General features: G+C 43.6%; 16 protein-coding genes. 8 read left to right on the top strand and 8 right to left on the bottom strand.

What is annotated here, in order from left to right; all coding sequences use genetic code 11:
- The first annotated feature begins 1 nt into the window (after position 1).
- The gene (locus ACOJRU_RS14570; protein WP_421132461.1) at positions 2–2,413 is read left to right on the top strand and encodes a cellulose synthase subunit BcsC-related outer membrane protein; all 2,412 of its coding nucleotides are present in this window, start codon (positions 2–4) and stop codon (positions 2,411–2,413) included.
- Here ACOJRU_RS14570 and ACOJRU_RS14565 read toward each other — a convergent pair.
- From ACOJRU_RS14565 to ACOJRU_RS14555, 3 genes are all read right to left on the bottom strand, one after another.
- On the bottom strand, positions 2,396–3,718 hold the full coding sequence (locus ACOJRU_RS14565; protein WP_421132460.1) for a choice-of-anchor A family protein: 1,323 nt from the start codon (positions 3,716–3,718) through the stop codon (positions 2,396–2,398). The two genes, ACOJRU_RS14570 and ACOJRU_RS14565, sit on opposite strands and share 18 nt — an antisense overlap.
- A 174-nt stretch (positions 3,719–3,892) precedes the next feature.
- Positions 3,893–4,300: an ExbD/TolR family protein gene (locus ACOJRU_RS14560; RefSeq protein WP_421132459.1), complete on the bottom strand. Its 408-nt coding sequence runs from the start codon at positions 4,298–4,300 to the stop codon at positions 3,893–3,895.
- A 143-nt stretch (positions 4,301–4,443) separates the two neighbouring features.
- Positions 4,444–5,241 carry a CLCA_X family protein gene (locus ACOJRU_RS14555; protein ID WP_421132458.1) on the bottom strand — a complete coding sequence of 266 codons (798 nt, stop codon included), beginning with the start codon at positions 5,239–5,241 and terminating at the stop codon, positions 4,444–4,446.
- Between the two features lie 475 nt (positions 5,242–5,716).
- On the opposite strand from ACOJRU_RS14555, the gene ACOJRU_RS14550 reads away from it, so the two are divergent.
- Together ACOJRU_RS14550 and ACOJRU_RS14545 are read left to right on the top strand one after the other, a co-directional pair.
- Complete coding sequence (locus ACOJRU_RS14550) at positions 5,717–6,451, top strand: choice-of-anchor E domain-containing protein (RefSeq protein ID WP_421132457.1); 735 nt, start codon at positions 5,717–5,719, stop codon at positions 6,449–6,451.
- Positions 6,452–6,595: 144 nt separating this feature from the next.
- Positions 6,596–6,772 carry an exodeoxyribonuclease VII large subunit gene (locus tag ACOJRU_RS14545; protein ID WP_421132456.1) on the top strand — a complete coding sequence of 59 codons (177 nt, stop codon included), beginning with the start codon at positions 6,596–6,598 and terminating at the stop codon, positions 6,770–6,772.
- A gap of 51 nt (positions 6,773–6,823) precedes the next feature.
- On the opposite strand, the gene fldB is transcribed toward ACOJRU_RS14545, so the two are convergent.
- Positions 6,824–7,363: a flavodoxin FldB gene (fldB, locus tag ACOJRU_RS14540; protein ID WP_421132455.1), complete on the bottom strand. Its 540-nt coding sequence runs from the start codon at positions 7,361–7,363 to the stop codon at positions 6,824–6,826.
- Between the two features lie 19 nt (positions 7,364–7,382).
- Positions 7,383–9,257, bottom strand: coding sequence for an alkaline phosphatase family protein (locus tag ACOJRU_RS14535; RefSeq protein ID WP_421132454.1), 1,875 nt, complete (start codon positions 9,255–9,257; stop codon positions 7,383–7,385).
- Positions 9,258–9,422: 165 nt separating this feature from the next.
- Here ACOJRU_RS14535 and ACOJRU_RS14530 point away from each other — a divergent pair, with 165 nt between their 5' ends.
- Positions 9,423–10,565 (top strand): hypothetical protein, encoded by a 1,143-nt coding sequence (locus tag ACOJRU_RS14530; RefSeq protein WP_421132453.1) that lies wholly within the window; start codon positions 9,423–9,425, stop codon positions 10,563–10,565.
- Between the two features lie 82 nt (positions 10,566–10,647).
- On the opposite strand, the gene msrA is transcribed toward ACOJRU_RS14530, so the two are convergent.
- Positions 10,648–11,190: a peptide-methionine (S)-S-oxide reductase MsrA gene (msrA, locus tag ACOJRU_RS14525; protein WP_421132452.1), complete on the bottom strand. Its 543-nt coding sequence runs from the start codon at positions 11,188–11,190 to the stop codon at positions 10,648–10,650.
- A 260-nt stretch (positions 11,191–11,450) separates the two neighbouring features.
- Between msrA and ACOJRU_RS14520 the strand changes: the two genes are divergently transcribed.
- From ACOJRU_RS14520 to ACOJRU_RS14510, 3 genes are all read left to right on the top strand, one after another.
- Entirely contained in the window at positions 11,451–11,846 is a 396-nt protein-coding gene (locus ACOJRU_RS14520) for a thiol-disulfide oxidoreductase DCC family protein (protein ID WP_421132451.1), read from the top strand.
- Positions 11,836–12,561, top strand: coding sequence for an SDR family NAD(P)-dependent oxidoreductase (locus tag ACOJRU_RS14515; RefSeq protein ID WP_421132450.1), 726 nt, complete (start codon positions 11,836–11,838; stop codon positions 12,559–12,561). The genes ACOJRU_RS14520 and ACOJRU_RS14515 overlap by 11 nt, the downstream gene beginning before the upstream one ends.
- Before the next feature lie 211 nt (positions 12,562–12,772).
- Positions 12,773–14,194: a sodium-dependent transporter gene (locus ACOJRU_RS14510; RefSeq protein ID WP_421132449.1), complete on the top strand. Its 1,422-nt coding sequence runs from the start codon at positions 12,773–12,775 to the stop codon at positions 14,192–14,194.
- Positions 14,195–14,261: 67 nt separating this feature from the next.
- Here the strand turns inward: ACOJRU_RS14510 and ACOJRU_RS14505 are convergent, their stop codons facing one another.
- A complete protein-coding gene (locus ACOJRU_RS14505) occupies positions 14,262–15,068 on the bottom strand; it encodes an NAD(P)H-binding protein (protein WP_421132448.1) in 807 nt (268 codons plus the stop codon).
- Between the two features lie 146 nt (positions 15,069–15,214).
- Entirely contained in the window at positions 15,215–16,084 is an 870-nt protein-coding gene (locus ACOJRU_RS14500) for a DUF2884 family protein (protein ID WP_421132447.1), read from the bottom strand.
- A 282-nt stretch (positions 16,085–16,366) separates the two neighbouring features.
- On the opposite strand from ACOJRU_RS14500, the gene ACOJRU_RS14495 reads away from it, so the two are divergent.
- A complete protein-coding gene (locus ACOJRU_RS14495; RefSeq protein WP_421132446.1) occupies positions 16,367–16,558 on the top strand; it encodes a hypothetical protein in 192 nt (63 codons plus the stop codon).
- Positions 16,559–16,610 lie beyond the last annotated feature (52 nt).

Raw genomic sequence — 16,610 nt, 5'->3', positions numbered from 1 at the left:
AATGAAGTATGTAACGATGCGAACGGCGCTAACCGCCAGTGCTATGGGAGTATTATTCGCACTGTGCGATATAAGCTATGCACAGGTAAAGACCACTTACCAAGAGAATAATGTCGATATCCCCACCATTGACGAGCAAGCGCCTGATACTACGGGTTTGTGGTTTCATATTCGAAAAAAACAAATCAGGCTGGCTAATGATGAACTGGGAAGGTTGCAGGTGTTATATCCTGCATGGACCGTTCCTGAGGAAATCTTGAGCGCAATTTACACGCTGAATAATCCAAAGCGCGTCACATCGCCCTCCACATCGGTCGCATCACGGAATAATCAGGCTGCTGATATTCCTGAGCCAGCTAAAGATGCCGCACTACGTGCATTTGCCAGCCTCAGCGAAAAAAAGCGTTTGCGAGTCTCTGAAGCGCAATTTGGAAAGCTATCTACACTAGCGATATCGCTGGCAAATTTTGATTATCATATGGTGTTAGGGTGGACGGCCATTGATAAGCAATGGTGGAACAATGCAAAGCTTCATTTTGATTATGCAAATACGTTAAGCCGAAGCACTTATGAAGCAAAAGGAGCCCAGGAAGGGCTGCGTATTATCACTGATAAAAAAGTACAAGGTTATCTCGATAACAATGCGATTAGTGCCCTAGAAGCAATGCTTGGCGGGCACGATGAACCTTATATTAAAGAAATTGTGTCGGGAAGGGCATGGCAGTATTGCGACAAAGAGCAATACTCAAAAGCGTTGGTGTTGTTTGACGTGATTAATGACAGTGAATCGTTATGGTTAACACATACCGCAATGGGCGATATGCTGGCTGCGGGGCAGCTAGCGTGTGATCTTGCTCATACCGAACGGTTTGTTAAGCGCTGTGCCGATTACTGGGCTCAGCAGCAGGTGAAAGCGTATGAAAATGACGCTTATGAAACCAGCATTAACGCGGCTCATGAACTTAAAAAAATAAGACGTCTTACCTCAGATGAATATGCATTATTAGGCTGGTCAGCAAAAGCCACATCACAATCTCGCCTTGCAACTAAGGCCTTTGAAGAAGTACTGCAGGTTGACCCTTCAAATGATGATATTGCCTTTGCGTTGTATCAACTATCACGTGACGATAAAACGCACCTTGAGAGGTTATCGAAAACGTATCCCGCGATTGCTGCGCTACAAGCAACAGAGCTTCACGCATCTGCGTGGCCTCGTAAGCAATTCTTGCTTGCTTTCAATGCGCACGACCCCCGTGTAACTGCGGCGCAAACCAAAGATGCATTCACAGTAACTGCTGGTCTCCACTCGCTCTCACGAAGTGGTTTTCGCGGTTTAGGGCGGTTTGACCAACTTAACAGCTATATTAGCATTGGTGATATCTACGAAGGCGTTCGATGGCAGGTGGCGTTAGATTATGGGCAGCGCTACAGCGGTGCACCTCGAACGAATGACTGGTTTGGTGATTCACAACTTTCTGAACCATTCGGCGGTATTACCGGGTTTGAAGATAAAGGTGTGAGAGGCGAATTAGAGTACCAAAAAGAAGGGGCAACCTATTACGCAAACGTGGCGTATCGCTTTTTCGATCAACCTGTAGATGCAACGCTGACAGGGCAGTTATCCGGTACATGGTATTTGTCTAAAACGACGGTTGCAGGCAACGTTTTTCGCCAGCCTAAGCAAGATAGTTTATTAAGTAATACAGGTACGTTTAATGCCGAACGAACTGCGCCTTGGGGCTACGCGATTGAAGATGGCGTATCGATGCTCGTAGCGCACAACATTAAACCCCTATGGACGATTGCAGCAACCGCGAGCGCAAGCCAAATAAATGGGGAATTTATAAAAGATAACAGTCAACTCTCTTTGCGCATCGATATGAATAAAGATATTGCTGAAGCGATAAGCCCACAGCTTGATTATTGGCGAGTAGGTCCGTTTTTAAGCTATACCACATACGCGGATAACCTAAGTGGCTTTACGTATGGGCAAGGCGGGTATTTCAGCCCTGAGCAGTTTGTAAGTGTTGGAATGTATACTGAACTGCTTACGCTTGAAGCCAAGCAATGGCAAGTGAAGCTGGCAGGCTCACTAGGCTATTCACGAATAGAAGAGGGTAGCGCAGCACGTTTCCCTTTAGGGTTACCTAATAACGTGATTGATGATGAATTGGCAAGTGAACGAATAGAAGCGAGCACGCAAAACGGTATTGCGGGACAGCTTCTAGCCGAAGGCCAGTACAGAATAACGGACAGCTGGATTGTTGCAGGTTACGTCAGAAAATCGTACGCGGTAGAGTTTGAAGATATCTCAGCAGGCATTCAAATTCGGTACCGGGGAGGGAAAGGCGAGGGCGTAACAAGCGATGAGCTTATGTTGTCCTCGCCTCGGCTATCAGGCTTTGCGCTTTAACTTTCTGCGAGAGAATGCAAATAATCCAGCGCCGAATAGCAATGCTGCTGATGCCGGTTCACTGACATCGATAGCACCAAAGCGGTAGTTGTTGACCTGGCCGGTTCGAGGGTCGTACTCTCCATTAGCATCAAAACTGCCTTCGGGCGAAGATAAACTTTTGACGATAAGGTTGCCGTCGATATGCCCGTTATAAAACGATACATCGGCATAGGGTGCCAAAATGCTGCCTTTTACACCAACCGTATGAAGGTTTAACGATGTGGCGTCGACGAAGTTGAAAAGGATATTGTTGGTATACAAACCATCATGACGCTGACCAACATTATTGTCGTTATCTCGGTATTGGCCGTTTTCCCTAAAGTAACTGTTTTCTTCACTGAACGCCGCGTTGAAAAAGCCTGTATCAAACAATTCAACTTCTTTGCCATAAACGTTGATGATGTTATAGCTTGTCGTTGAAAAGTCGAACGTTATGCTTTTACCCGGATCGCTTAAAAATGCCGAATCTATAGAGAACACATTGAGGTTCTCGCTTCCTTTAAAGAATATTTCGTGTACGTCAGTGTCGGTGTTGGTACATGCTGCATCACCAAAACCATCACCATCATCATCACCCCAGCAGTTAACCGTGGTAACACCATTCGCTGCTAATTGTGAATAATCGAACGAGTGATCTGTTACCTCATTAATCATGGCATTGAAATCAAGATTAGTAACCGAAACCTCTGTTCCCGTACCATTAATAACGCCACCATTCACTTGGCTGTCAGTATCCTTTATAAACCCGGTTCCGTGTGTAACTGAACCTGACAGAATATCTGCATTTGCGAGTTCAACAGACTTATTGGCAGTGATATTACCATTCACGTTATCTGTTAATGTTACCGTAACGTTGCCAGCGGCGTTTATTCCACCGTTACCCACTGCGGTTTCGTTAACGCTTGTGTCGCTGCCGCTGTTTAATGCGCCATCAAAGGTCGTTTGGGTTGCGGTAATTGTTCCACCGACGGTAGTTTGCCCGCCATGAACATCGCCACGGTTATAATTAAGGTTGCCGCCCACGTACAGCGAGCTGCTAGCTAAATCGGTAGGTAACAAAAGGCCGACATTAAAGTCTGTAACGTCAAGGTTACCGCCTACGGCAAGTTTTCCCTCAACATCAGAGTTTATGCCTGTGAAATTCTCGAAGATGAACGCGTTGTAATCAAACGCATTACTAATTTCGATAGGGGCAGCGATAACATTAACGCTGCTTGATAATGCAAACGCCAATGCGCTTAGCTTAAAATATGAATGTTTCATTAGTCGACTCCAGTGACATCAGATTCTGGAATCACTTTTCAACATGGATTACCAGATACACTGTATAGTACGATCTGAACAAAATTCGTTCATTAACGCAAGAGATACTTTAGTATTGGATTACATACGAAAAAGGCCGCCTTAAAGGCGGCCTTTTATAGAAGGTGTAAGAAATTAGCCTTTCTTAACCAGAACAGATACTTTCTCGATACCTGCTACTTTAATTTCGTTCATTACTTCAACAACCGTACCGTGCTCGGTATCTTCGTGCGCTTGGATAGCTGCAGAATCTGTATTGTTGTTAGCAAGATACGTTTGTGTGTTTGCAACAACACGACGCACATCAACTTCACGACCACCCATAAAGATAGAACCGTCAGCATCAATACGTATTGAAAGTGCTTTAGAAGGCTGATCATTTTTAGCTTGGTTATCTTCTGGACGGTTAACGCCAAGACCTTTCTCTTTAACGAACGAGGTCGTTACGATGAAGAAAATCAACATGATGAACACGATGTCCAACATGGGGGTCATATCAATCTGAGCCTCGTCTTCGGCCGAGGTATGTTTTTTCTTTCTCATCTCGTCTTCTTTCTTCTGTTACGTTCGAGCACATTAGTATACTGCCTGTAACAAAAATAAACAGGGTTTTATACAAAAACAGTGTGCTCATTAACACTTGTTGCTGAAAAAATGCTCAATTTACACAGTAATAAAACTACAATCTAAGATTGTTTGTGTGAAATAGCAGCGCCTAGTTGGTAAAAATACACCGTCAACGCCTCGTTGAGCGATGTACGCAAATTACCATGAGGGTAAATGCCAAGTCTAGCTTCTGTTGACTTTTTTGTACCTTGCACAAGAAATGCATTTTTAAGTTCATGATCTTGAACATATGCTTCAAATGATCGTGCCGCCATTTCTTGTGGCATAGCATAGTAATACATTTTTAACGCGCGATCAGCCTCTACTGATCGCACAACGTACTCATTGGGCCTGTTGTTTTCGTCTAAAAACATACGAGAAAAGCATTCGCTTAACCGTTTGTTCAACGGATGATCGATAATCGGTATGTTATCCAACCATGCTTGAGAAGCAAAGCTACCGGGCGCCACTGCTGAAAACATACGGGGGGCGATATAATGATCGAATGCGTGAAACCATTCATGGGCCAATGCTCCCGCACCAGCATTTTTAGCCAGCGCGAGTTGTTTTTTTGCACTGTTATAATGAGCGCTTGCGTGCTTTTGCCCCCCGCTGCCAAATGCAAGTGATAGGGATCCATTCAATGAGATCACGCTTTCATTCACGTTTAAAATATCGGATAGATCGTACAATGCGTCGAAAAAAAGGTTTGCAGCGATCTGTTGTTCTTGAACCGTAACCCATCTGCCAATAGTGATGGTCGAAAAGTTAAAAAGTTTGCGAATGTCCTGGAACGAGACATCTGCACCATCGCGGTGGCTAGGGCCATTACGATAAAAATGTTGATGTAATCGAGAAGGACGGGAATCTTGGCTCATTAATTAACTCTACATAATTGTGATGGTTGCAAAGGATAACCTTATCTTTGACGTTTATTTGCCCATTTATAAGTGCGTACGCCTTATTCAGCAACGTATTGTCTCTATTCGTACCTAATAAATGAATACTAAATATCTCTGTGTTAGTTACATCTTATTAATTGAACTAAAATTTCTATGCGTAAAGTCGTTTTTCTGACCTTACGTCATTTTTTCACGGCAGTGCCCTTATTTACAAACGTGTACGTAATATTTACTCACACAGCCTATTTTATCTTCTGCGTAATAACTCATTAATATTCCTTTGATATCTATCCCGTAAGGGGCTAGAGACTTATTTTCGACATTGGTTCTTTTCTTGCAAAGTCACTACAGAATTTATTCGTATGAGCTTGCCAAAGGTTTTGGCGGCATATATGTCAGCGCTAGTTGTATCAGCACTTGATATACCATCACTACGCAACAGGGAAATATTATGAAAAAGCAACTTATTGCTGCAGGAATATTAGCAGCGGCTTCAATGTCAGCAAATGCAGCCATCATCACGCAAGAAGTTTCGTTCGGCCAACAAGGAAGTCCTTTCGATATTGCAGAAGTATCGCCACTTTCTCAAACTTTATCACTCAATGCTTTCGACGCATCATTAGGTACGTTGAATGCAGTTAATATAATGGTATTTGGTCAAATTGATAGTGAAGGTACATCGACAAATGGTAGCGATGAGCCGGGCCGTACCGATGTAGAAATTTTCTTAGCATCTAACTGGCAGGTTGCAAGCGACGCAGCCGATACATTTACGTTTGCAAACGCTGATTTTGTAAATCCATTGGTGTCAGCGCAAAGCTCTGCGCCGGGCACATTTACCATGCTGCCAAATGACCCATCGCAAACTTTTGAGTTCGACGTGACAACGGGTGAGCGTTCAGGAATGTTAGCAAACGTTGACATCGCCGCATTTCTTCAAGGTACGCCAGTAGACTTCCTGTTCTCTACCGATGCACGTACCAACTTGTTTAATCAGGTTCAAGGCGGAACAGGAAGCTTTAACAACGTATTTTCTACCGGCTCATGGGGTAAAGTAGCGGTAGAATTCGATTATACTCCTGATGCAGTATCAGTGTCTGAACCTGCAGCATTTAGTGCATTTGGCGCGGGTTTAGTCTTTATGTTTGCAAACAGACGTCGTTCTAAGAAAAAAGCAACGGTATAATTACTAGCGTTAGCCATAGCGCTTATTAAGCTGGCTGGTGATTTCATCGATATGGGCCAGCCAGCTTAATTTCTACCCGCAAGTCTATGATTGGAGATTATTACTTATCTGGTAAACGTCCAGAAAGTAAAAGGAATGAATAACATGTCAGTAAGCAAATTTCACTCGTCAACTACGCCACTTAAAAAAGACCAAGTATACAACTGGTTTGATAAATACAACGCGAACCAAGGTTCTCAAGCTTATGTCATGAACCAGCAGGTTAAAGAAAAATCAAAAACAAATTTTGGGCGACGCATGTTCAGGTTTGCGCAGTCATAAAGACCGCGCTCAGCCGCAAGGTATTCTTTTAAATAGACGTTGCGAGTATGGCTACTCAGCAAGACTGATAAGAAGTTGTTCACACCATGCAGCAATTCTTTCGTCTGTCTTATCATATTGATTTTCATCGTCTAGCGACAATCCGACAAAATGTTGTTTGTCTTCAGTCAGGGCCTTCGACTCTGTAAAGTCATAACCTTCGTTCGGCCACAGGCCGATAATGTTGCATTCAGACGGGACTATAGCGTCATGTAGCATACCTAAGGCATCTTGAAACCACTCCCCGTATCCAAGTTGGTCGCCAAGGCCAAATAGCGCGATAGTTTTACCCTTTAGGTTCAAGGTGTGAACGTCTTCCCAGTGCGATTCCCAGTCTTCTTGTAGTTCACCGAAATCCCACGTTGATATGCCAAAGATAATAATGTCGTATTCAGAGGTTTTCGCCAGACTCACGTCTTTAATATCGTGAAGTGATACCACTTCCTCGTCAAAAAGCGCGTTTAATTGTGCTTGAATTTTTTCGGCTGCCATTTCGGTATAACATGTTGTTGAACCGTAAAATAAACCAATAGACAGGGCTGAATTGCTCATCAAAAACCTCTATGTGGGGCTAGTCATCATTATCTGGCGGGAATTCTACCTCTTTACCGTTACTCAACAAAGCTTTGCAGGTAACCGAAGACGTATTGTGTGAAATATTTAATACACCTATGGCGCTCCCGTTAAGTAATTCGCCCCCCCCGATACTGGGCTTTCTTGGTTTTACCTGCATGTTTCTGCGCCGGGTAAATACGTTTAAAATAGATGATGGACCGTATAAAGCGCGGTTTAATTTATCTAGATTGCGTATAAGCTTTTCAGGAAACGCATTCTTAAGGCCACTACACGTGAACTGGGTTATGTGAGGGCTGTTTCTTCTAAAACGCAGCGTGACATCATAAACGAACGAATAATGAACATCGCCGGACAGAATAATGAATTCTGGTGGTGTTTTGTAGTGACGGAATATATTAAGCATGACGTTCGCAGTACCCTTATGGGCCATCCAGTTTTCCGCATCGACCGTAAGTGCTTTGCCAAAAAACGTAAACGCTTTTTGAATTGCTTCAATCACTTTAACCCCATAAATTGGCGCTGCAGACACAACGATAACCGCGTCTTTGCCAATGATGGCCTGCTGAAATTCACACAGCGCTTCCCAATCCATTAACCCCGATGGCTTATTTGGTCTCGACTCAGAGCGCCATCGACGAGTACGGGTATCAAGTACTTCGATTTGTGGCGTGGTATGGATTCGATAATCCCAGTCTTCAAATTCAAACAAGGTGTCGATAAATGTATCTCTGGCGTCTCCTGTGTTTATCGCTAGCATGTCGTTAGCACGTTTAATTAACGGCCCACATTTTTCTGGCGCATTCCCCCAACCTTGGCACAATAAGTAGCCGGTTAACGCATTCCCAATCATGCGTTTTGAAAAAGGGTTAGCATAGACTTCTTCTTCCCATCCTCTGGTAAGGTTCCAATCATCGGTGACATCATGATCATCAAAAATCATATAGGTTGGAATATGGGCAAGTGCGCGCTGAATTGAAGGGAGTGAAGTGACGAAGTGTTCAATAACACCTTGTTCTTTTTTAAAGTTGTCGCGATGTACGGTGTCAATCTCGTCAGCGTTAAATGAAACGTCTTCCCAAAGTTCAGACGACCACACCAGGAAATACATGGCGAGTACTTCTGCGCCGCTAATAAGATGGTTTTGCGCGTTAACCGAGGTAAATACCGGTTTCTTCTTCGCGCCAAAAAATAACCCCGATAAGGCCGTATTGGTCGATACGCTTGGCAGCAGTTGTTCGCGTTCATAAAAATTATGCACATGCGTGGCAAGCTCAGATGAATGTGTTACCACCGCACCTTCAAGGGGCTCCTCAAACAAACCCAACTGCGTAATGACTTGTTGAATAGCTTGCAGTGTTGGGCCTGCCACATCATCTGCATAGATTTGATCGCCCGTCATCAGTAGTATGTCTGGCCGCTTTGAATCTGAAGTGAATGATTGCGAAATAAGTGTATCGACCTGTGCAAGCGCATCGTCACCATCGTAATGAGGTTTTCGGCATGACCCATGTAAAATGGTTTCAGGGCTGGGGGCGAAATGGAATGAAAGCGCCGATTGATTTTTATATTTCAGTTTTTCTTCGCGCTTTTGCCACGATGCCTGTTCTTCATTACTATCGAATACTATTGAATATGAAATGGTAGATGACGGCTTGAAACTGCTCTTTAAGTGAATACTTACTAACTGTATGAAGGCCTTTTCGCCGACTTTAAGGCAAGTTGCGCTTTGCTCACTGTCGATTGTGTTATCTGCCTGTTTTAGTGCGATTGTCGGTGTACTAGGCACACTAGTGACGAACCAGATATGGCAGGCATTTTTTTCAACACGACGTACAATAGGGCCGGCTAGAACAGTAGGTAGTGGCTGCATTGTAGAAGAATACTCCCTTTGGGTATTGCTTAGCCTATTGATATGTACCTTACTATTTTTTGTTTAAAAACGGTATGCTCGATATACTCGCTTACATAAAAAGGTGCGTTAACAAAGTTTGATGTGCCGCTCGTTTTGTATACTCATTTCAGGAATGTATTACCTATGTTTACACGTGCTAGTTGTCTTCTTTTTGCGGTCGTATTGTTATCAAGCTGTAGTGATAACAAAGCACAGCTCGATGATACTAACGTGGCGGTCGCGCCAGTCAGTGAAAATAGCATACTGACATCGGTTGGAACGTGGATTAAAGACAAAGAGGGCAAAGTAATGTTAGACCCTCAAACCTCAGGTCTTATCGATGTGAACGGACAGCTTGTTACTATTGCTGACGGTAGTGCTGTAGAAATGCAGCAGCGAAAACTGCACACCATCACCCCATCAAATGCTGAGCTAGTGTCAAGCAGTAACGTATTTTCTATGAGCTCGAGAGTATCTCGCAGTTGTTTTAGTGGTTATTTGAAAAATGCACCAGACTTTGAAGCATTAGCAACAGACCCGTTTGATGATACGGTTTTTTATACGGTTACCGAAGATGCCACGAGAACAGGTACGTTGTCGCCGCGATGCGAGAAAGCTTATGAGAACACAGGCTCTACAGACTACCCAACCTTATTGGTGCGGCTAAAATTAGGCAAAGACGGGAATATCTCAATGACGCATGTCAGGCCACTTCAATTCCCGCTTTCGCTAAATGTGGGTAATTTCCCCAATGATGGCATTGAAGGGCTGGCGATGGCGAGTGACGGAACACTGTACCTAGGGCTTGAAAAAGATACCGCAGGCCAACCGCGAGTCTTTACTGTCAACGTGTCTGACACATTTTGGGAGAGTAAAAAATTTGCAGTCGTTGATGCACCCGCTTTAAAATTACCCATGTTTTCGCAGGGAAGCCACCCTATCAATGGGCTAGTGCTTTACACACCGGCTGGCGAGAATTCTTATTTGCTCGCGGCGGCACGTAACGACAACGAATTATGGATTATCGATACCACAGGTAAAAAAGACGCAAAGCGTATTGCCTTGTCATTTGAAGTAGAAGCGCAAAATGGTTGTGCTGCCTATGTGATGGATAACGCATCGATAGAAGGCCTCGCGATTATTGACAATACGTTGTGGCTTATTAACGATCCGTGGAAAAAGAACTACCTTAAAAATATAACGTGCGAGCCGCAGGCAGCTTATTATGAAGCTTCAGCACCGTTACTATTTTCGATACCGTTGAATGACCAATGGTTTAATGAGTAAGGCATCACACATTTTCATGTAACAAAAAAGCAGCACGATCACATTATTGATGTTGCTGCTTTATAGCCTTCATTTTTACTGCTTACTCTGTTCGTAAGCGAGAGGCGAAGGTCTTTTTAAACTTCGCAAGTTTTGGCGCAACAACCATTGAACAATACTGGTTTTGTGGGTTGTTTTTAAAGTAATCCTGATGATATGCCTCAGCTTCGTGGTAATTATTAAGGGCCGTAACTTCGGTCACAACTGGGTTCGGCCAAATTTCTTCTTGCTCGATTTCAGCAATAATTGCTTCTGCGGCGACTTTTTGTGCATCATCATGATAAAAGATTGCACTGCGATACTGCGTACCTACATCGTTCCCTTGACGATTTACCTGCGTTGGGTCGTGAAGTGCAAAGAAAATCTCTAAGACTTCTCGATAGCTTATCTTGTCTGCATCGAAAGTGACTTGTACGACTTCAACGTGTCCGGTAGTTCCACTGCATACCGCTTCGTACGTTGGTGATGGTGCGTCGCCGCCCGCATAGCCAGATAATGCTTTTACCACGCCATCAACGCTATTAAACGCAGACTCAATACACCAAAAACACCCACCGCCGAGTGTCGCTACTTGTAAATTTGCCATTATGTAAACCTCTTCGTTGCTGTGCAGTGAGTGTGGGATTGCTTAACCCTAAACTCAAGTCATCCAAGCTGTTTTTTTTAGCGTATTAACGAATAACAAATAAAATTACGCATGTTTAATGCGTAATCTGCTTTTTGCTGCGTATAAATTGATAAAGATTGAAAATAAATCACGCGCCTTGTTTTGGTGTTTAGGTTAGTAGCCACCGTGGCCTTTGCTAGACGGGGTTGAAGTGCGTTGATTGCTATTAGAGGTTACACATGATTATTTTTTATGATAGCTACTGCCCTTTGTGCATGGCCGAGATGCGCCACCTCAAAAAACGAGACAAAACGGATTCATTGACGTTGGTCGATATCCAAGACCCGCAGTTTAGTGCTGAATATCCAGAACTTGATTACGATGCGTTAAATGCCCGCATACACGCTATGTTGCCAAGTGGTGAGATAATTACAGGGTTAGATGTTACGCATCAAGCATGGAAAGCGGTTGGAGTAGGGTGGTTATATGCACCGCTTAGATGGCCCGTTATTCGGATTTTTGCAGACTGGTTTTATACGGTATTTGCACGTCACCGTTATACGATTTCTTATTTGCTAACGGGAAAAAAGCGCTCTTGTGCTCGTTGTGTCCCTGGAGAACCTAATGACAAATAACACGTTAATTGTTGGCGCATCAGGAGGGATTGGTAGTGCCTTGGTGTCTCAGTATGCTCATGCAGGAGATAGTGTTCTGGCGCTCAGTCGGCGTGATTTCCACGCAGATGATTGGCCGGATAGCGTCAAAAGCGTTTCGCTGCACGAACACACAGATAGCGCGATAAAAGCCTTTTGTGACACCTTGAAAGAGGAAGGTAGGAAACTTAACACAGTAGTGATAACAACCGGTGTGCTACACAACGAAACGCTGGGATTAATGCCTGAGAAACGTTTGGAAGATATGTCTGAAAAGGCATTAAGCACTTATTTCGCCATAAACAGTATTATCCCTGCTATGTGGCTGAAAAACCTAGTGAAAATAATGGATTCGCAGCACGCGACCGTAGTGTGTGTGAGTGCACGCGTAGGCAGCATCTCTGATAACAAACTAGGCGGGTGGTATGGTTACCGCGCATCAAAATCCGCATTAAACCAGCTGATTAAAACTGCGTCGGTAGAGTACCGTCGTCGACTAAAAAACGCAGTGTTAGTGAGTTATCACCCTGGCACCGTAGATACTGCGTTGTCGGTTCCTTTTCAGAAAAACGTTAAAGCGAAAAAGCTATTTACGCCCGCCTTCACGGCTGAAAAGTTGTTCCAGCATAGTGGCGGGCTTGACCGTGAACAGGCGTGTCATTTTATCGATTGGGATGGCCAAGTGGTAACTTGGTGATACGTTTCGATGCGCGTGAATGTGCCCTAGTTCAAGACTTTTTATTTGACTGCTGTTAACATGCCTTTTCGGTATGGTGCAGCGTGTTGACTTACTAGTAATAAGTAAGCAATACCACTACGTCGACGCCAATAACTTTAGCGTGTAGTAGTCACTTTTAAATAATCGCCATCCTGAAAAACATAACAATAACTCAACAAGAGGAAGGGATATGAGCGGGGCCAGAGAACAGTTCGGATCGCGCATAGGGTTTATATTAGCCGCGGCTGGGTCAGCGGTAGGTATAGGTAATTTGGTTGGTTTTCCCGTGGGAGCGGCGAAAAATGGTGGCGGTGCATTTTTGCTAATGTACGCGGTATTCGTTTTTGCTATCTGCCTGCCAGTAATGCTTGCAGAAATGTCTGTTGGCCGCCATGCGAAAAAAGACCCCCTTGGTGCTTATAGCGATATTAGTAAGAACAGTCCGAAATGGAAAATTGCTGGCTGGTTAGCCATTGCTACTCCATTCATGATTTCCGTGTTTTATATGGTTATTACGGTATGGATATTTGGCTATTTGGTTGAGGCTGTTAGCGGAAACTTAGACCAACTCGCTAACCCTGATACCTTCGGCGTATTTATTAATTCACCGTCAATCTTTGCTTACATGGCTGTGGTTGTCGCGGTGGTGTACCTTATATTGCAAGGCGGGGTAAAAGACGGCATCGAAAAAGCGGCTAAACTCCTCATGCCGTCGCTGTTTATAATGCTTATTGGGCTAGTGGTATTCGTACTTACCCGCGAAAATGCGATGGAAGGGGTGAAGTTCTATATTGTTCCAGACTTCTCTAAATTAACCGCATCGGTAGTCAATAGTGCCTTGGCACAAGCCTTTTTCTCGCTTTCTTTAGGTATGGGTATTCTGATCACTTACGGAAGTTATATCGATAAGAAATCCGATGTACCTAACTCAGCAAAACTTGTTGCGCTGATGGATACTGCGGTAGCGTTTACTGCCGGTCTTATGATCCTTCCTGCTATCTTTTCATTTAATCCTGCTATAAACCCAGAAGATTTAAGCGAGTCGTCAGTGGGAATGATATTTACTTATCTGCCCAGCATTTTCCTGGCGTTACAGGACTCGATTGGCTACATGGGGGCGTCTATCGTCGCAAGTTTGTTTTTCTTATTGGTGTTTTTTGCGGCTATAACGTCTTTGGTGTCTATCTTCGAAGTACCCGTTGCAGCATTAATGGATGAGAAAGGCGTAAGCAGAAAGTGGGCATTAACATTACTTGGCAGCATTATGATATTGCTAGCCATATTATCAGCATTGTCTTTCGGCAAGGTAGAAATGCTGACGCAACTTGCTCATTATGCAGGGGCTGATAAATCGTTGTTCGATATCATTTTAGATGTTTTCTACGAGACTATTTTGCCGCTTAACGGCCTATTAATTTGTATTTTCGTTATTTACCGATGGAAAAGTGCAAACTTTAATGCGTCGCTAGAAGAAGGCAGTTCAGGCTACAAAGGCAGTTGGTTTGAGAAGTACGTTGACGTGTCGTTGAAAACGTTTATTCCACTCATCCTTTTTGTGATTTTCGTAAACACCGTCGCCGTTAAATATTTCGGTATAAGCCTATTTGGATAACAGTGACAATACGTATTTTAAAAAGCCCGCATTGATGCGGGCTTTTTTATATCTAGAGTATGGCAAGCTAGTACATTGTGTTTGGATCTGCAAAGCGGGGAACGACACCTAAGGCTTTCCAGCTATAGGTAGCGTTAATTGTTTTGCCCGTTGGTGGCTTTTCGGTATCGCTGAAAATAGGTGGTGGAAGCTGTTTAGCAATAGCGGCATCATGATAGTACTCACCGCGTTTAGGGTGGGTGTTACTGCACAGATGCAGTGTTGTGTTCGTGCATGCGTCCTCGATAACGTTGACTATTGCGGCGACGACATCTTCAATATGAACCAAGTTTACTTGTTTATTGCCCGCCGAGAGTGATTTTCCTGACAATGAGTTAACAGGGTGACGGTCTGGGCCCACTAAGCCTGCGAGTCGCAGAATTTGGTAGTTCTCAATACTGGCTGCAATATGACGCTCTATGTCCACATGTGCTTTGGCTGAAGCGGTCTCAGGCATAACGCTTGATGTTTCTTTTATTTCGCGGGTGGTATCATCGCCATAGACCGATGTAGTACTGATAAATATAACCTGTGCAACACCGGCTCCCTTTGCATCATCGACGAGCGTCTTCATTTGTTGTGTAAAGTCATCAAGCTGGGTGTTGCGTCTGCCTGGCGGTATATTAAGGACTAGCGTTGCGCCCTTTAAAGTGTGCAGTAAATCATGGCTGTCATCGCCAAGTGAAAAACGTATGCCTTGTATTCCTTCACGTTTAAGGGTTTTCAGCTTTTCACTACTTCGTGTTGTCGCGCTGATTGAAGTGGAGGGCGATAATGATGCGGCTAAATAGCGGCCAAGCCAACCATATCCGCATATCACAACATTTTTTGACATAAGCAAGCCTCTTTCAGAACGAATGTGTTAATTCATTATTTATCATCAAGCATACCATTAATATGTGGGGTGATATGCAAGAGACAAAAAAGCGAGGCCTATGCCTCGCTTTTTAATGCTTTATGGTGAAACCAAATCTCTAAGGGTTACATTCTCATTTCTGAGCCGTCGATATCCAACAGGTTTAATGCATCTAACCCTGGAATATTCGCAGCCATTTTTGATTCCGCGTAATCAGCTTGTTTCAATACTTCACACAACGCATGGCCTTTTTCTTCAAGCGATGCTGCCTGAGTTTCTATTCTATGCTCTATGGTTTCGCCAAAACGCTCCATCTTTTGTTCAAACGCATCCATGTCACCGCCTTCCCATAACATCTGTGTGCCAATAGCGACTAAGATATGGCCCATCGACTTAGCGACTAACGATTCAATTTCTTCCTCAAATTCAGCTTCCCAGCTTTCATCAAACCAACCTGGCTCGTCGAAGCGAGTTGAGTCTACATGAATGTCGCCGTTCTCATCATAAAATGAATAGTTCAATTTATCATTGAGGGAAACAAATAGCGTATCGAAATCGTTGGTTAATGATGAATCAGCGCCTAGCAACTCACCAAACACTTCAGTGACCGCAAGGCTTGCTATCTCTAACCCTTCGCTTGCGATATTCAATGTCATAGGAATAGCGGTGTCGATATTGTCATAATAGGTAGATACCCACGCTTGTTGGTCGCGATCTAAATCAGCGCGTTCCCCATTAATAGTCAGCGTATGCGTTTCATCAATCGAAAACGAACCGCCATTGTTCATGTCAACGGTGAGTAAGCCATGGTGGTATTGAATATTTCCTTCCAGTTCCATGTCACAGCTTGTGTCGTGGGCGAAAGCCGCTGTTGAGAGTAGGGTGCTGGTTATTGCTAATGGAATAAGTTGCTTTGCTTTCATTTTGAATATCCTTTTAACGATGCCATCAGGCTGCATTCTGTGTTGGCTATACGGCGTAGCTTCTACCGCCATGATGTGCACATGATTTATCACATACATTTAATTAGTAATGATGTAGCAACCCTAATGCCAAATTTAAAAATCTTTAAAATACAATAGCTTAAATTATTTCTGTACGTCTTAGGTGTGCTGTGTTGAAAAAGTTTTGGTTAAAAATTTAACTTTATAGTGAATTTGACTAAGATCAATAAGTCTTAAATGACATGCCTACATAAAAAATTAAACGAATTTGAGCATGTTCAATAACTTTTAATTCGTGCATAATACGGCCAGAAAATTTAAGGGGTTAAGAGAATGACTGATTGGATAAACGCAATTACTTTTGGTGTTGCACTTCTCGCCTTCGCTCTGGGGCTTAGCAGTATTATTATGGGCTTTCTAACAACTGAAACCGGCCCTAAAGGTATGCAGGAAAAAGTAGAATATGGCTTTTTCGGTGTGACAGGGTTAGTGGTTTGCCTAGTAATGGGTTATGCATTGGCGTAACGGCATGCATATGCATTAAAAAAAACCGGCTCATAACGAGCCGGTTTTTTTG

The sequence above is a fragment of the Alteromonas algae genome (assembly GCF_049117195.1).
In the GTDB taxonomy this organism is placed as follows: Bacteria; Pseudomonadota; Gammaproteobacteria; order Enterobacterales; family Alteromonadaceae; genus Alteromonas.
The sequence above is the reverse complement of the archived record's forward strand: the minus strand, read 5'-3'. Positions and strand labels throughout refer to the sequence as shown.

What these genes read in the sequence shown, in the direction of transcription:
- ACOJRU_RS14570 (WP_421132461.1), top strand. Translation starts at nt 2, where the DNA reads ATGAAGTATGTAACGATGCGAACGGCGCTAACCGCCAGTGCTATGGGA.
- ACOJRU_RS14565 (WP_421132460.1), bottom strand. Translation starts at nt 3,718, where the DNA reads ATGAAACATTCATATTTTAAGCTAAGCGCATTGGCGTTTGCATTATCA.
- ACOJRU_RS14560 (WP_421132459.1), bottom strand. Translation starts at nt 4,300, where the DNA reads ATGAGAAAGAAAAAACATACCTCGGCCGAAGACGAGGCTCAGATTGAT.
- ACOJRU_RS14555 (WP_421132458.1), bottom strand. Translation starts at nt 5,241, where the DNA reads ATGAGCCAAGATTCCCGTCCTTCTCGATTACATCAACATTTTTATCGT.
- ACOJRU_RS14550 (WP_421132457.1), top strand. Translation starts at nt 5,717, where the DNA reads ATGAAAAAGCAACTTATTGCTGCAGGAATATTAGCAGCGGCTTCAATG.
- ACOJRU_RS14545 (WP_421132456.1), top strand. Translation starts at nt 6,596, where the DNA reads ATGTCAGTAAGCAAATTTCACTCGTCAACTACGCCACTTAAAAAAGAC.
- fldB (WP_421132455.1), bottom strand. Translation starts at nt 7,363, where the DNA reads ATGAGCAATTCAGCCCTGTCTATTGGTTTATTTTACGGTTCAACAACA.
- ACOJRU_RS14535 (WP_421132454.1), bottom strand. Translation starts at nt 9,257, where the DNA reads ATGCAGCCACTACCTACTGTTCTAGCCGGCCCTATTGTACGTCGTGTT.
- ACOJRU_RS14530 (WP_421132453.1), top strand. Translation starts at nt 9,423, where the DNA reads ATGTTTACACGTGCTAGTTGTCTTCTTTTTGCGGTCGTATTGTTATCA.
- msrA (WP_421132452.1), bottom strand. Translation starts at nt 11,190, where the DNA reads ATGGCAAATTTACAAGTAGCGACACTCGGCGGTGGGTGTTTTTGGTGT.
- ACOJRU_RS14520 (WP_421132451.1), top strand. Translation starts at nt 11,451, where the DNA reads ATGATTATTTTTTATGATAGCTACTGCCCTTTGTGCATGGCCGAGATG.
- ACOJRU_RS14515 (WP_421132450.1), top strand. Translation starts at nt 11,836, where the DNA reads ATGACAAATAACACGTTAATTGTTGGCGCATCAGGAGGGATTGGTAGT.
- ACOJRU_RS14510 (WP_421132449.1), top strand. Translation starts at nt 12,773, where the DNA reads ATGAGCGGGGCCAGAGAACAGTTCGGATCGCGCATAGGGTTTATATTA.
- ACOJRU_RS14505 (WP_421132448.1), bottom strand. Translation starts at nt 15,068, where the DNA reads ATGTCAAAAAATGTTGTGATATGCGGATATGGTTGGCTTGGCCGCTAT.
- ACOJRU_RS14500 (WP_421132447.1), bottom strand. Translation starts at nt 16,084, where the DNA reads ATGGCGGTAGAAGCTACGCCGTATAGCCAACACAGAATGCAGCCTGAT.
- ACOJRU_RS14495 (WP_421132446.1), top strand. Translation starts at nt 16,367, where the DNA reads ATGACTGATTGGATAAACGCAATTACTTTTGGTGTTGCACTTCTCGCC.